Below are 15,681 nucleotides of genomic sequence, written 5' to 3' on the forward strand. Positions count from 1 at the left end.
GCGTGAATTCATCCTGTACCCCACTCATGCGCACTCACATCCAAACGGGTCTGTTGGCCCTGCACGGTAACCGCTCCGAGGCTTTGGCCGAGGCCGTGTTGACGTGGCTGCGCCAACGCCCACTGGCGCCCCTCGAGGAAGAGGTCATCCTCGTGCAGAGCGCGGGCATGGCCGAGTGGCTGAAGATGACCCTGGCCCGCGATGGTGGGGTGTGCGCGGCCATGCGGGTGGAGTTGCCGGCGCGTTTCATGTGGCGCACCTACCGGCAGGTGCTGGGGCGCGACCAGGTGCCCAGCCAGTGCGCCACCGACAAGGCGCCCTTGACCTGGCGTTTGATGCATTTGCTGCCGCAGTGGATGTACACGCCCGGGTTTGAGGCCGTGGCCGGCTTCCTGCAAGGTGACGAGCCGGATCGCTTGTATCAACTGGCCAGCCGCCTGGCCGACCTGTTTGACCAGTACCAGGTCTACCGGGCTGATTGGCTGGAGGCCTGGGCCGAGGGGCAGGATGTGCTGCCGACGCCAGGTCGGCCCACGCAGCCGGTGCCGGCCGAGCAGGGCTGGCAGCCCAAGCTGTGGCGCGCCTTGCTGGCCACCCTGGCCCCGTCCGATCTGGAGAGCATTCGGCCGCGCGTGCACCAGCGGGTGCTGTCGGCGCTGGAGCAGGGTGCGGCCCCGGTCAGCCCCGTGGCGCGCCGGGTGGTGGTGTTTGGCATGACCAGTGTGCCCTTGCCGACGCTGCAGGTGCTGGCGGCCTTGAGTGCCCACAGCCAGGTGCTGATGGCCATTCCCAACCCCTGCCGTTTTCACTGGGCAGACATCATGGACGGGCGCGAGCTGTTGCGCGGCATTGCGCGGCGGCGCCATGCCTTCCGCGGAGATGTGGACCTGTCGGCTTTGTCGCTGGACCAGATGCATGCACATGCGCACCCCTTGCTGGCCGCGTGGGGGCGGCAAAGCCGCGACTTTGTGCGACAGCTCGACGAGTTCGATGACGTGCAGCAGGCGCAGGCGCGCTTTGCCATCCCGCGGGTGGACCTGTTTGACGAGGACGAATCCGATGAGGCGCCGCTGCTCACGCAGGTGCAGCAGCGCATTCGTGATCTGACACCGATGGCGGAGCACCCGAAGCGGGCGGTGCGTGCGGACGACCGCTCGATCGTCTTCCATGCCGCGCACAGCATGATGCGCGAGGTGGAGGTGCTGCACGACCAGTTGCTGCAACTGTTTGCGGGCACGGCGCCGTCGGTGTCGCCGGTGCAGCCGCGTGACGTGGTGGTGATGGTGCCGGACATCGACCAGGTGGCGCCCGCCATCCGGGCCGTGTTCGGGCAGTACGGGCGTCACGATGCCCGCTACATCCCGTTTGACATTGCCGACCTCAGCGCGCGATCCAGCAGCCCCTTGGTGGCGGCGTTGGAGTGGCTGTTGCGCCTGCCGCAGCAGCGCTGCCGCTTCAGTGAGCTGCGCGATCTGCTGGATGTGCCGGCGGTGGCTGCGCGTTTCGGTATCAGTGCCGATGCCTTGCCCAGGCTGACGCAGTGGATGGCCGGGGCGGGGATTCGCTGGGGGCTGGACGAGGTGCATCGCGGGCAGTTGGGCCTGTCCGCGTGCGGTGAGCAGAACACCGGATGGTTTGGCTTGCGGCGCATGCTGCTGGGCTACGCCGCTGGGGAGGGGGTGTTCGATGGCATCGAGGCTTACCCGGAAGTGGGGGGCCTGGAGGCCGAGCTGGCCGGGGCGCTGGCCAGTTTGCTGGCGCGCCTGTCGCACTGGCGCGAGGTGCTGAGCGAGCCGGCTACGCCGAGCACCTGGGCCGAGCGCGGTCGTGCCCTCTTGGCTGACATGGCAACAGCGCAAGATGACAACGACCGTCTGATTGTGTCGGCCCTGGACGACGCCCTGCGCGCCTGGCTGGATGCCTGCGCCCAGGCGGAATTCGACGCGCCGGTGGACCTGCACGTAGCGCGCGAGGCCTGGCTGTCGGCGCTCAATGAGCCGACCGTGAACAAGCGTTTCAAGGCCGGTGGCGTCACCTTCTGCACCTTGATGCCGATGCGGGCCATTCCGTTCGAGGTGGTGTGCTTGCTGGGCATGAACGATGGCGACTATCCGCGCCGGGCCACGCGCATCGACTTTGACCTGATGCTGCAGCCCGGCACCAACCGGGCTGGTGATCGCTCGCGCCGGGACGATGACCGGCAGTTGATGCTGGAAGCGGTGCTGTCGGCGCGGCGCCAGTTGTATGTGAGCTGGACGGGACGCAGCGTGCGCGACAACACCGAGCAGCCGCCGTCGGTGCTGGTGTCACAGTTGCGTGACTATCTGGCGGCAGGATGGGCGGGCGACGTGCTGGGGCCTCGCACGACGGAGCACCCTTTGCAGCCGTTCAGCCGCCGGTACTTCGAGCAGGGCGCAACCTTGTTCACCCATGCGCGGGAATGGCTTGCGGCACACAGCGATGTGGCGGGCGATCTGGATGGTGATGCGGCCGGCGATGGTGGCTCGGCTGACGCGTCGCCAGATCTACCTGCGTCCATCCCACCATTGCCGCCGTTCGAGCCAGATCCGAACGTGCCGGTGACGATGGCCCAGTTGGCGCAGTTCCTGCGCAATCCGGTGCAGGTGTTTTTTCGCCAGCGCCTGAATGTGGTGTTCCACGACATGGATGCCGAGCCGGAGGACGAAGAGTCTTTTGGGCTGGACGCGCTGGAAGAGCATCAGCTGGTGTCGACCTTGATGGACGAGGTGCTGGTCGACCTGGATGTGTGGCTGGCGTCACAGAAGGCGGTGGCGGATGAGCCGACGCAGCTGGCAGCCTTGCGCGACCAGGTGCGTGCGCGCCTGGAGCGCCTGCGGCGCTCGGGGCGCTTGCCGATGGGCGCGCTGGGTGAGTGGACCGAGCAGGAGCTGGAGAGCACCTTGCTGCCGATGCTGGCAGCGTGGCAGTGTGAGGTGGCCCGCCACCCGCACCCTGCGATGCGTCAGCCGGTGCGGATCGAACAAGCGGGCATGATGTTGCAGGACTGGCTGGACCACCTGCGCCTGACCGATGACGTGGATGCCGTGCCGACCTGGTTGGAGCTGTCGGCGGGCAAGCTGGCCAAGGGCAAGGCCAACAAGAAGGAGGCGCCGCAGCCGCGCCATGACAAGTTGCGGCTGGCCTGGGTGCGCAGCCTGGTGGCTGCCTGTGGCGGCGTGACGGTGCAAGGCGTGCTGGTGGGCAGCGATGCGACGCTGCTGTGCCAGGCCATGGACCCTGCCGCTGCGCAAGACGACCTGCGTGCCTTGTTGACCGTGTGGCGCGCCGGCCTGGATGCGCCGATTCCGTTGCCGATGCGCACTGCCTTGGCCAAAGTGACAGAGTCGGAGGACCCTGAGACGGTTTACGAGGGCGGCTACATGCGCAGTGCAGAGAACGAGGACCCGTGCTGGTCGCGCCTGTATCCGGATTTTGAGGTGCTGTCCGATGACGGGCGCTTCGAAGCCTTGGCGCAGGAGGTGTGGGGGCGGGTGCTTGCCTGGGCCACGACCCATGTCACGGTCAGCCTGCACGAAACGCCGATGGCCGACACGGGATCGGGCACGGCTGAGCCACGCCTTGGGGAGCACGCATGAGCCAGCCTTTGAATGCTTTGAGTTTTCCGCTGTGGGGCAGCCGGCTGATCGAGGCCAGCGCGGGCACCGGCAAGACCTGGACGATTGCGGCCTTGTACCTGCGCCTGGTCTTGGGACATGGGGGCGAGGAGGGCTTCCCGCGTCCGCTCCTGCCCGCCGACATTCTGGTGATGACCTTCACCCGCGCCGCCACCCGCGAGCTGTCCGACCGCATCCGCGCGCGCCTGGTCGAAGCAGCGCGTTGTTTCCGTGGCGAAGTGCCCGCGAACGAGGTCGACCCGATGTTGAGGGACTTGCTGGCGGCGTATCCCGATGAGACCGCGCGCAGTCAGGCTGCGTGGCGCTTGTCGATGGCGGCTGAGGGGATGGATGAGGCCTCGGTGCACACGATCGACGCCTGGTGCCAGCGGATGCTGCGCGAGCATGCTTTCGACAGCGGCTGTCTGTTTGACGAAACCCTGGAGCCCGACGCCGAGGCGCTGCTGACCGAGGCAGCGCAGGACTACTGGCGCCAGCATTGCTACAGCCTGAGCAGCGATGAGCTGGCCGTGGTGCTGGGCGTGTGGGCGGATGTGCAGGCCTTGAAGCGCGATGTGGAGCGTCTGCATGAGCAGGAATTGCCCGAAGGCGCGGGGCAGGGCAGCTTGGCGGAGTGTTTGCGCGACAGCCTGCAGCAGCGTCGCCAGCGACTGGAGGCGCTCAAGGCTGGATGGGCGCAACGCGCCCAGGCCATGCGGGACTGGTTGGATGGGCAGACTGCACCTGCAGTGTGTGACTGGAACCGCGCATCGCTCAAGCCGGCCAACTACCAGAAGTGGCTGGCCAATCTGGCGGCGTGGGCCGATGACCCGGAAGCCGACCTCCCGGAGCTGACCGATGCAGCACGCCATCGCCTGAGCCCAGAGGGCTTGTTGGAGGCGCGTAAGGCCTCGGCCCCTGGCATCGAACTGCCCGATGACTTTGAGGTCTTTGCGCAACTTCTGGCCGACCTGCGGCATGTGCCCGATGTGCGCACGCCCATCCGCCTGCACGGGGCCGTGCGGGTGGGGCAGCGCCTGGCGCATCTGAAGCGGCAGGCGGGTACGTTCGGCTTTGCCGACATGCTGCACCGGCTGGATGCGGCCTTGTCTGGTCCCCATGGCGAAACCTTGCGGCAGCGGGTGCTGGCCCAGTCTCCGGTGGCCATGCTCGACGAGTTTCAAGACACCTCGCCGCTGCAATACCGTATCTTCGATCAGATCTACCGCACAGCCGAGCACGACCGGCACAGCGCGCTGCTGCTGATCGGGGACCCGAAGCAGTCGATCTATGGCTTTCGGGGTGCTGACATTCACAGCTACATGGCCGCACGTCGTGCCACCGAGGGGCGGCACTATGTGCTGGACACCAATTACCGCTCGACCCAGGCGCTGGTGGGCGCGGTGAATGTGTGGTTCCAGCAGGCCGAAGAGCGCGACGGGCCGGGGGCCTTCCTTTTTGGTGAGCCGGGGCAAACCGAGAGCGTGCTGCCCTTTGTGCCCGTGCAGGCCAAGGGGCGCGACGAGGTGCTGGTGGATGGGCACGGCGTGCTGCCTGCCATCCAGGTGATCCACGCCTTGGATGGGGTGCGCCCGGCCAAGCAGGTGCTGCGACCCTATGCGGCCTGCTGCGCCGAGCAGATCGTGACCTGGCTGAATGACCCGGCCGTGGGCTTTGCGCAAGAGGGCAAACCGTTCCAGCGCCTGCGGCCCGCAGATGTGGCGGTGCTGGTGCGCGATGGCAAGGAGGCCGAGGCCATCCGTCGGGAACTGCGTCACCGCAAGGTGGCCTCGGTGTACCTGTCGGACAAGGACTCGGTGTTCCTCAGCGAAGAGTCGCGCGACCTGCTGCACTGGCTGCGTGCAGTGGCCTCGCCGCTGGATGTGCGTCTGGCGCGTGCGGCCTTGGCCACCCGCATGGTGGACCTGAGCCTGGACGAGCTGGCCTATCTGGCCAGCCACGATGAAGCCTTTGACGCGCGCAGCGAAACCCTGCGCGAGCTGCATGGGATCTGGCAGAGCCAGGGGGTGCTGACCATGTTGCGCCAGACCTTGCACCGGTTGGACTTGCCGGCGCGCTGGCTGGCGGAGGCCGGCGGCGAGCGGCGTCTGACCAACTACCTGCACCTGGCCGAGTTGCTGCAGAATGTCAGCACACAGCTGGACGGCGAGCAGGCGCTGGTGCGCTGGCTGGGTATACAGATCGACGAGGGCCGCAGTGGCAGCGAAGAGCAAATCGTGCGCCTGGAGAGCGATGCCGACCTGGTCAAGGTGGTGACGGTGCACAAGAGCAAGGGCCTGGAGTACCCGGTGGTGTGCCTGCCCTTTGCGGCGGCCCATCGCAAGGTGGACCCCTCGCGCACGGCCTTTGTGCACCTGCTTGATGAGACTGGGCAGCGCCGTCTGGTGTTGGACCTGTCCGACTCCGAGGTGAAGGAAGCCGCTGACCGGGATCGTCTGCGCGAGGACCTGCGCCTGCTGTATGTGGCCCTGACACGCGCTCGCCATGCCTTGTGGGTAGGCTTGCCCGCGGTGTGCGATGGACGCAGCCAGAAATGCACGAACCACCTCAGTGCCTCAGGCTATCTGCTGGCAGGGCCGAGCCCGACCGAGCCAGAAGGCTTGATGGCCCGCCTGGAGGCCTTGGCGGCGCGGGATGCCAACATCGCCCTGCACCCCTTGCCGACCCACATTGAGCGCACCCCTTTGAGCCGCGACGAAGCGGTGGTGCCTTTGCAGGCCCCGTCGGTCTACACCGCGCGGTTTGACCGCCGCTGGACCATCGGCAGCTTCTCGGCGCTGGTGCGTTCCTTGGGCAGTGTGGTGACGTCGGCGGCGCCCGTCGCTGCGTTGCGGCCTGCCGATGATGAATGGCCGATCGCTGAGGCGGAGGAGGGCGGGGACGTCAGCAACGCGTCGCCCCGTGGAGCGCTGACCGCTGCGGTGACCCCAGGGGCAGATGAAGCGACTCAGGAGGCCGCGACCGAGGTGCCGGCCTGGCATCGCTTCACCAAAGGCGCCGTGGCCGGCAACTTCTTGCACGACCAGCTGGAGTGGCTGGCCGCCGAGGGCTTTGCCGTGACCCGCCCCGAGGTGGCCGAGCGTCTGCGCCGTCAGTGCGAGCGTGCCGGGCGTCTGGAGCAGGCCGAAGACGTGGCGCAGTGGCTGCAAGCCGTGGTGAGCCTGCCTGTGCCGGGCGTGGGCGCCAGCCTGCAAGCGCTGCAGCACCGTCTGCCCGAAATGGAGTTCTGGTTGCCGGCGGGCCGCTTGCAGGCACGGACCATTGACGCCTTGTGCCGCATGCATCTGCTGGGTGGGCGGGAGCGACCGGCTTTGCCAGAGCGCGAACTGCACGGCATGTTGATGGGCTTTGCCGACCTGGTGTTCGAGCACGAGGGCCGCTATTGGGTGCTGGACTACAAGTCCAACTACCTGGGAGACCAGGGCGCAGCCTACACCCACGACCAGCTGGAAGGTGCGATGGCCGAGCATCGCTACGACGTGCAGTCCGTCATCTACCTGCTGGCCTTGCACCGACTGTTGCGGGTGCGCCTGGGGGATGCGTACGAGCCCACCGAGCACCTCGGGGGCGCGGTGTACCTCTTCTTGCGGGGCATTGATGGCCCCGAGCGCGGCGCTTATGTGATGCCGCCCGTGTGGCCCTTGCTGGACGCGCTGGACACACTGCTGGCCGATGAGGAGCACACCGCATGAGCGCGATTTGCCAAACTCTGGACCAATGGGCCGAAGCGGGATGGCTGCGTCGGCTGGACGCCGCGCTGTCCGCGTTTCTGGCAGAGCGTGACCCTGAAGCCCAGCCGGCGGTGCTCGTGGCCGCAGCCGTCTTGTCCCAAATGGAAGGGCGAGGGCACACCTGCCTGCCGCTGGCCCATGTGGTCGCTCCGCCTGTGGCTTTGCTGGCAGGCCCGCCCGAAGCCCAGGCGGCCTTGCACACGCTGTGGGCCACCTTGCCCGCAACCCTGAGCGGCTGGCTGGATGCTTTGCGTAGCAGCCGCGTGGTGCGTGATGCGCGCCGACCTGCCGATCAGGAGGCCCACCCGAATGCCGACGAGGGCCAGCCGCTCGTGCTGGGCGGCAGTGAGGCCGCTCCGGTGCTCTACCTGCGCCGCTACTGGGACTACGAGTGCCGCGTGGCGCGACAGCTGCGCCAGCGGGTGTCTGAGCGGGTGACCCTGGACGAGGAGGTGACGCGCACCTGGCTGGATCAGTTGTTTCCAGCGCAAGCACGTACAGACGCCAAAACCGTCACCCAGGGTGACGTCCCAGTCACCGATTGGCAAAAACTCGCCTGCGCTGTGGCCTTGCGGGCGCGCCTGTCGGTGATCACCGGTGGGCCCGGCACCGGCAAGACTTACACGGCCGCGCGCCTGCTGGCCTTGCTGTTCGCGGTCGATGCCGACGCCCAGCGTTTGCGCGTGGCCTTGGCCGCGCCCACGGGCAAGGCCGCTGCCCGCCTCAAACAATCGATTGACGCCTCGCTGGCCCAACTGCAAGACGCCCTGGGCGATCGGATCGACCTCAACGCACTCACCCAGCGGGTGGGTGCCGCTCGCACCTTGCACGCACTGCTGGGTGCCCGGCCCGACACGCGCCAGTTCCGCCACAACGCCAGCCACCCGCTGGATGTGGACGTGCTGATCGTGGACGAGGCTTCCATGATCCACCTGGAGATGATGGCCGCCTTGCTGGACGCCTTGCCGCCCACCGCGCGCGTGATCTTCCTGGGCGACAAGGACCAGCTCGCATCGGTGGAAGCGGGGGCGGTGCTGGGCGACCTGTGTCGCGACGCCGAGCAGGGTGGCTACGATCCCGAGACACTGCGTTACGCCCGCGACGTCGCGGGGCAGGATCTGGACCTGATCTACCAGGACCACAGCGGCGCTGCGCCCTTGCTTGCACAGCAAACCGTGATGTTGCGGGAGAGTCGTCGTTTCGGGGGCCCCATCGGCAAACTGGCGCTGACGGTCAACCAGGGCGATGTGCGGGGCAGCCACGCTATCCTGTCACAGGACAAGTCGGGCGCCGTGCGAAATTTGGCCGCCACGGGCCCCGAAGTGGCCGTGCAATTGGCGCTGCACGGGCGTCCACAGGCGGAAGGAGGCTATGCCGAGTACCTGCAGGTGATGGTCGTGCGGCCTGAGGCGGGCGACGAGGCGGCGCATGCGCAATGGGTGCGCAAGGTACTCACCGCGTTCGACCGCTTTCGCCTGCTGTGCGCGGTGCGCGAGGGCGAATGGGGTGTGGCAGGGCTGAGCCGCGCGGTGCAGCAAGCCTTGGCCAGTGCGGGCTGGCTCAAACCCGCGGGCGAATGGTTTGAGGGGCGACCTGTCATGGTCACCCGCAACGACCCGACCCTGGGCGTCTTCAATGGCGACATCGGCATTGCGCTGCGTCCGCTCACCCGGGGGGCACCGCTGCGCGCCTACTTCATGGATGGGCCCCAGATTCGCTCGGTGGGCGTCAGCCGGCTGGCCCATGTGGAAACGGCCTTTGCCATGACCGTGCACAAGAGCCAGGGCTCCGAGTTCCGGCACACCGCCTTGGTGCTGCCGCCGTATGGGCTGGGCATGCTGCAGCGTGAACTGGTCTACACCGGCATCACCCGCGCCCGAGAGGCCTTCACCCTGGTGGCGCCGGATGCAGGGGCGCTGGCCAGTGCCATCCAGCACCCCACGCAGCGGGCCAGCGGTTTGCTGGGGTTGTTGGCCGAGGGCTGACGACCGAGGGCTGAGCGCATCGTCCAGCGGCCGCCACGGCGCCGCTGGCCCCACTCAGGTCAGCAGGTAGTCCTGGGGCTCCATGGGGGCCGGCAGGTCACGGTCGCCCAGCATCTCCAGCACATGGGCTTCGATGTTCATCGACATGGCATCCAGCGCAAGGTCGTTGGGCATGGTGCCAAAGGGCTCTTCGATTTCGTCGCTCAGCGCCTCAATGGCAAAGAAGGTGTAGGCCACAAAGGCCACCATCAAAGGCGTCATGAACCCGATCGAGTCCAGCAGACCGAAGGGCAGCATCAGGCAGTACAGGTAGACGGTGCGGTGCAAGATCACCGAGTAGGTGAAGGGCAGAGGCGTGTAGGCAATGCGCTCGCAGCCGCCAAAGGCATCGTTGAGGCCGGACAGCGAATGGTCGATCTGGGCAACGAGGATGGGCGACAGTTGGCCGTCGGCATGCGCCTGCTTCACCTGTGCAGACAGCCACATCATCACCTGCAGGGCGGGCGTGCGGCGCCCTTCGAGCTGTTTCACCACCTCCGGCGGCAGCAGGCGGGTCATGTCGGCCGTGGGGTCGGTGCCGCGCATTTGATGACGTGCGGCATGCACAAAGGCGGCAATGCCCAGCACAAACGGGCGAGGCTCACCTGGCATGAAGCTGACGCATTGGCGGGCGGCATTGCGGCTGTCGGTCAGCAGCTTGCCCCAGAGCTTGCGGGCCTCCCAATACCGGTCGTAGCTGGCACTGTTGCGGAAACCCAGGAAAATGGCCAGTGCCACCCCGACCAGAGAGAAGGGCACGGCCGTGAGGGTGACCTTCCAGTCGAGCAGTTCACCGTGGAAGATGACCACCGAAATCGAGAGCGCGGTGGTGAAACCCAATTGAGGCAGGATCTTCTTCAGGATCGACCCGCGCCAGACGAACAGCATGCGCAGCCAATTGGGACGGGGGCGAACAATCACACGAGACCTCTGGCCATCGGGCCTATTTTCTCAAGGGCGATATTGTGTCACTCGGTGCGCGACCACGGGGTGTCTATTGCCCCAGTTTGCCTCATCGCCACGAAAAAAAACCTGGCCCGAAGGCCAGGTTGCGTGTGAGACGGCGTCGCGTCAGCCTGCCGCCGCCAGGGCTTGGGACAGATCGGCCAGCAGGTCGTCGATGTGCTCGATGCCCACGCACAGGCGCACGGTTTCCTCGGTCACGCCGGTCTTCGCCAGCTCTTCGGGCGACAGTTGACGGTGCGTGGTCGAAGCCGGGTGGGTGGCCAGAGAGCGCACGTCCCCGATGTTGACCAGGCGGGTGAAGAGCTGGAGCTTGTCGAGGAAGCGCGCGCCGCCTTCGCGGCCGCCGGGCACGCCGAAGGTCAGCAAACCCGAGGCCTGGCCCGAGAGGTACTTTTGCACCAGGGCATGGTCCGGGTGGTCCGGCAGACCGGCATAGTTCACCCACGTCACCGCAGGGTGTGCCTTCAGGAACTCGGCCACCTTCAGCGCGTTGCTGCTGATGCGGTCCATGCGCAGGCCCAGGGTCTCGATGCCCTGGATGATCAGGAAAGCGTTGAAAGGCGAGATGGCCGCGCCAGTGTTGCGCAAGGGTACAACGCGCGCACGGCCAATGTAGGCGGCAGCACCCAGAGCCTCGGTGTAGACCACGCCGTGGTACGACGGGTCCGGCTCGTTCAGGCGCTTGAAGCGAGCCTTGTGTTCGGCCCAGGGGAACTTGCCCGAGTCAATGATGGCGCCGCCCAGGCTGGTGCCGTGGCCGCCCAGGTACTTGGTCAGCGACTGCACCACGATGTCGGCCCCGTGCTCGATGGGGCGGCACAGGTAGGGCGAGGGCACCGTGTTGTCCACGATCAGGGGCACGCCATGACGGTGCGCCACCTCGGCGATGCGGGCGATGTCGGTGACGTTGCCGGCCGGGTTGCCCAGGGACTCGACAAAGATGGCCTTGGTGCGCTCGTCGATCAGGCTCTCGAAGCTGTCAGGGTTCTTGTGGTCGGCAAAACGGGTGGTGATGCCGAACTGAGGCAGGGTGTGGGCGAACAGGTTGTAGGTGCCGCCGTACAGCGCGGTGGACGACACGATGTTGTCGCCAGCTTCGGCAATCGTCTGGATGGCGTAGGTGATGGCCGACTGACCCGAGGCCACGGCCAAGGCGCCAATACCGCCTTCCAGGGCCGCGACGCGCGCTTCCAACACGCTTTGCGTCGGGTTCATGATGCGGGTGTAGATGTTGCCCGGCACCTTCAGGTCGAACAGGTCGGCGCCGTGCTGGGCGCTGTCAAAGGCGTAAGCCACCGTCTGGTAGATGGGCACGGCCACGGACTTGGTGGTCGGGTCGGGCGAGTAGCCGGCATGCACGGACAGGGTTTCAAACTTCCACTCGGGGTTGCTCATTCACATCTCCAGAATTGATCGTATGGCGGCCCTTCACGCCGAGGTGCGTTCAGGACGAGGTGACACGATAGACGCGGAATCGATGCGCGGCAAGGAATCAGCATGCCTTCCCTTCATCGGAAAACGCATAAAGGGCCGACCTCGCGGCGCATTGTCTCGGTAAAACCACTCGGGTCAGGCGATGCGGCCCGTCCTAAACTGACCCAAAAGGCAGTCACGTCACCCCGTCAGGTGGGCGCGCAGTGTGCGCCGCTTGACCCCATCGCTCTCCGCAGGAGGTCGTGATGAATGCGCCCTTGCCCCGTTCGTCGCTGCAGGTGCTCGCTGACCTGTCGCTGGACGACAAGTACACCCAGGAGCGGGGCCGTGTCTACATGAGCGGCATCCAGGCGCTCGTGCGTCTGCCCATGCTGCAACACACGCGCGACGCGCTCGACGGCCTGCGCACGGCGGGCTTCATCAGCGGCTACCGCGGCTCCCCCCTGGGCGCGTATGACCAGGCCCTGTGGGCGGCCCGGTCGCACCTGGAGCGCCATCACATCGTCTTTCAGCCCGGCGTCAACGAGGAGCTGGCCGCCACCGCCGTGTGGGGCAGCCAGCAACTCGACCTGACCCCGGGCCCGCGCCGCTACGACGGCGTGTTCGGCATCTGGTACGGCAAAGGGCCGGGGGTGGACCGCAGCGCCGACGCCTTCAAGCACGCCAACATGGCGGGCACGGCGCGCCACGGCGGGGTGCTGGCCGTGGCGGGGGACGACCATGTGGCGAAAAGCTCGTCCGTCGCCCACCAGAGCGACCACATCTTCAAGGCCTGCGGCTTGCCGGTGTTCTTTCCCAGCAATGTGCAGGAGATCCTGGACTTGGGGCTGCACGGGCTGGCCATGAGCCGCTTTTCGGGCGTGTGGGCCGGGCTCAAGACCATCCAGGAGGTGGTGGAGTCGTCCAGCACCGTGTCGATCGACCCCGATCGGGTGCAGATCCACCTGCCGGAAGACTTTGACATGCCGCCCGGTGGCCTGCACATCCGCTGGCCGGACTCGCCACTGGAGCAGGAAGCGCGGCTGATGGACCACAAGTGGTACGCCGCACTGGCCTACATACGGGCCAATCGCCTCAACCACACGGTGCTCGACAGCCACCATGCGCAGCTGGGCTTGATCGCCAGCGGCAAGGCCTACAACGACCTGCGCCAGGCCCTGCACGACCTGGGGCTGGACGACGAAGCCTGCCGCCGCATCGGCCTGCGCGTCCACAAGGTGGCCGTGGTCTGGCCGCTGGAGGCCAGCATCACCCGCGAATTTGCCACCGGCCTGCGCGAGATCCTCGTCATTGAGGAGAAGCGCCAGATGATCGAGTACCAGTTGAAGGAGGAACTCTACAACTGGCGTGAAGACGTGCGCCCCAATGTGCTGGGCAAGTTCAACGAGCCCGACGGAGACGTCAGCGGCGGCGAGTGGTCGCACCCGCATTCGGCCTCGCGCTGGCTGCTGCGGGCCAAGGCCGACCTCAACCCGGCGATCATTGCCAAGGCGGTGGCGCAGCGCATCGACAAATTGGGTCTGTTGCGCGATGCCGAGCCCACCTTGCGCACGCGTGTGGCCGAGCGCCTGCGCACCATCGAGGCCAAGGAGCAGGCGCTGGCCCGCACGCCCACCCAGGTCGATCGCCCCCCCTGGTTTTGCAGCGGCTGCCCGCACAACACCTCCACGCGCGTGCCCGAAGGCTCGCGGGCCCTGGCGGGCATCGGCTGTCACTACATGGCCATGTGGATGGACCGCGACACCCGCACCTTCACGCAGATGGGTGGCGAGGGCGTGAGCTGGGTGGGCCAGGCACCGTTCACCGACGAGCCCCATGTTTTTGCCAACCTGGGAGATGGCACCTACTTTCACTCCGGCCTGCTCGCGATTCGCCAGGCCATCGCGGCCGGGGTCAACATCACCTACAAAATCCTTTACAACGACGCGGTGGCCATGACGGGCGGCCAGCCGGTCGATGGCAAGCTCAGCGTGGCCGCCATGACGCGTGAGCTGGAAGCCGAAGGCGTGCGCCAGATTGCGGTCGTCAGCGATGACCCGGACCAGTACCAAGCCGATGCGGAACTGGCGCCCGGCGTGCAGGTGTACCACCGAGACAGGCTGGACACCGTGCAGAAAGCGCTGCGCGAGGTGCCTGGGTGCACGGTGCTGATCTATGAGCAAACTTGTGCCACCGAAAAACGCCGGCGCCGCAAGCGTGGCACCGAGCCAGCCTTGGCCCGCCGCGTGGTGATCCACGAAGAGGTCTGCGAAGGTTGCGGCGACTGCGCCGTGCAGTCGAATTGCCTGAGCGTGGAGCCGGTCGATACCGAGCTGGGTCGCAAGCGCCGCATCAACCAAAGCAGCTGCAACCAGGACTTCTCGTGTCTCAAGGGCTTCTGCCCCAGCCTCGTCACGGTCGAGGGCGGGCAGCTGCGGCGCAAGCAGGCCGCGCATGCGGTGCCCGACCTCGCCAGCCTGCCACCGCTGACCGAGCCTGCACTCCCCAGTTGCGCCCAGGCCTACGGCATCGTCGTGGCCGGCATCGGCGGCACGGGCGTCATCACCATTGGGCAGTTGCTGGGCGTGGCGGCGCACATCGAGGGCAAGGGCGTCGTCACCCAGGAAGCGGCCGGCTTGGCCCAGAAAGGCGGCGCCACCTGGAGCCATGTGCAGATTGCCGAACACCAGCGCGCCATCCACACCACCAAGGTGGGCATGGCCGAGGCCGACCTCGTCCTGGGCTGCGACCCGATCGTGACCGCACACGAGGCCACCCTGTCCGTCATGGAGCGCGGCCGGACCCGCTTGGCGCTCAACAGCCACGGCACCCCCACCGCTGCCGTGCTGCATGACCCGGCTTGGGCCTTCCCCTCAGCGCAGTGCGACCAGGTGCTGACCGACGCCGTGGGGGCCGAACACCTGCGGCGCATCGACGCCGTGGTGCTGGCCGAGCGGCTGCTGGGCGATGCCATCTATGCCAATCCCTTGCTGCTGGGCTTTGCGTGGCAGAGGGGCTGGGTGCCCTTGCAACGGGCATCCATCGAGCGGGCCATCACGCTCAACGCCACCCAGGTCGAGCGCAATCTGCAAGCCTTTGCCTGGGGGCGACACGCCGCACACGATCCAGCCGGGATGTCGCGTTGGTCCACGCCACAGCAAGCCGTGCAGTGGATGGGCAGGGCGCCCGGCGGGGCCACCACCACCCAGTCGGCCTCTACGCTGGACACGCTGATTCAAGACCGGCACGCCCGCTTGGTGGACTACCAGGACCAGGCCTATGCGCAGCGCTATCTGGACGTGTTGACCCAAGTGCGGGCTGCCGAGCAGCCACTGGGCTCCAACCGCTTCAGCCTGGCCGTGGCGCGCTACCTCTACAAGCTCATGGCCTTCAAGGATGAATATGAGGTGGCCCGCCTGCTCACATCCGAGTCCTTTCAAAAGCGCATTGCGGACCAGTTTGAAGGCGCCTGGATACTGGTGTACCACCTGGCCCCGCCCATGTTGAATCCGGACCTGGATGACGCAGGGCGCCCACGCAAGCGGGCTTTCGGCCCGGCCTGGCGAGGCGCGCTGCGCGGCCTGGCCTGGGCGCGCCGACTGAGAGGTACCTGGCTGGACCCCTTGCGCCACAGCGCCGAGCACCGTGAGGCCCGGCAGGTGCTGGACGAGTACCTGCAGGCCATTGAGCAGATCCTGCCGCGGCTGACACCGGCCAACCTGCCGCTGGCCTGCCAGATCGCCGAGCTGCCTGAGACCATCAAGGGCTACGGTCCCATCCGCCAGCCCCATGTGGCAGCGGCGCGCCAGCAATGGCAGCAGTGGCTGGCACAAGGATTCGGCGCCCCACCCAGGCCTTGAGGCGTACCGCCAGCGCGCGCAGGCCAAAAGT

At 67.1% G+C, this 15,681-nt stretch carries 6 protein-coding genes; 4 read left to right on the forward strand and 2 right to left on the reverse strand.

Annotated features, from left to right (window positions below; all coding sequences use genetic code 11):
* The first annotated feature begins 26 nt into the window (after positions 1-26).
* From recC to recD, 3 genes are read left to right on the forward strand one after another with little or no spacing between them, the layout of a single operon-like run.
* A complete protein-coding gene (recC, locus tag AC3WW4_RS09260) occupies positions 27-3,617 on the forward strand; it encodes an exodeoxyribonuclease V subunit gamma (RefSeq protein WP_488828130.1) in 3,591 nt (1,196 codons plus the stop codon).
* Complete coding sequence (recB, locus tag AC3WW4_RS09265) at positions 3,614-7,348, forward strand: exodeoxyribonuclease V subunit beta (protein WP_488828131.1); 3,735 nt, start codon at positions 3,614-3,616, stop codon at positions 7,346-7,348. The genes recC and recB overlap by 4 nt, the downstream gene beginning before the upstream one ends.
* Positions 7,345-9,372 carry an exodeoxyribonuclease V subunit alpha gene (recD, locus tag AC3WW4_RS09270; protein ID WP_488828132.1) on the forward strand — a complete coding sequence of 676 codons (2,028 nt, stop codon included), beginning with the start codon at positions 7,345-7,347 and terminating at the stop codon, positions 9,370-9,372. The genes recB and recD overlap by 4 nt, the downstream gene beginning before the upstream one ends.
* 54 nt (positions 9,373-9,426) lie before the next feature.
* Here recD and AC3WW4_RS09275 read toward each other — a convergent pair whose 3' ends face one another.
* Both AC3WW4_RS09275 and AC3WW4_RS09280 read right to left on the reverse strand, forming a co-directional pair.
* Positions 9,427-10,332: a bestrophin family protein gene (locus AC3WW4_RS09275; protein ID WP_488828133.1), complete on the reverse strand. Its 906-nt coding sequence runs from the start codon at positions 10,330-10,332 to the stop codon at positions 9,427-9,429.
* Between the two features lie 150 nt (positions 10,333-10,482).
* Positions 10,483-11,772: an O-acetylhomoserine aminocarboxypropyltransferase/cysteine synthase family protein gene (locus tag AC3WW4_RS09280; RefSeq protein WP_488828135.1), complete on the reverse strand. Its 1,290-nt coding sequence runs from the start codon at positions 11,770-11,772 to the stop codon at positions 10,483-10,485.
* A 284-nt stretch (positions 11,773-12,056) separates the two neighbouring features.
* Between AC3WW4_RS09280 and AC3WW4_RS09285 the strand changes: the two genes are divergently transcribed.
* Positions 12,057-15,650 carry an indolepyruvate ferredoxin oxidoreductase family protein gene (locus AC3WW4_RS09285; RefSeq protein WP_488828136.1) on the forward strand — a complete coding sequence of 1,198 codons (3,594 nt, stop codon included), beginning with the start codon at positions 12,057-12,059 and terminating at the stop codon, positions 15,648-15,650.
* Positions 15,651-15,681: the final 31 nt, after the last annotated feature.

This window comes from Aquabacterium sp. TM01 (assembly GCF_057808345.1).

What these genes read in the sequence shown, in the direction of transcription:
- recB (WP_488828131.1), top strand. Translation starts at nt 3,614, where the DNA reads ATGAGCCAGCCTTTGAATGCTTTGAGTTTTCCGCTGTGGGGCAGCCGG.
- recC (WP_488828130.1), top strand. Translation starts at nt 27, where the DNA reads ATGCGCACTCACATCCAAACGGGTCTGTTGGCCCTGCACGGTAACCGC.
- AC3WW4_RS09280 (WP_488828135.1), bottom strand. Translation starts at nt 11,772, where the DNA reads ATGAGCAACCCCGAGTGGAAGTTTGAAACCCTGTCCGTGCATGCCGGC.
- recD (WP_488828132.1), top strand. Translation starts at nt 7,345, where the DNA reads ATGAGCGCGATTTGCCAAACTCTGGACCAATGGGCCGAAGCGGGATGG.
- AC3WW4_RS09285 (WP_488828136.1), top strand. Translation starts at nt 12,057, where the DNA reads ATGAATGCGCCCTTGCCCCGTTCGTCGCTGCAGGTGCTCGCTGACCTG.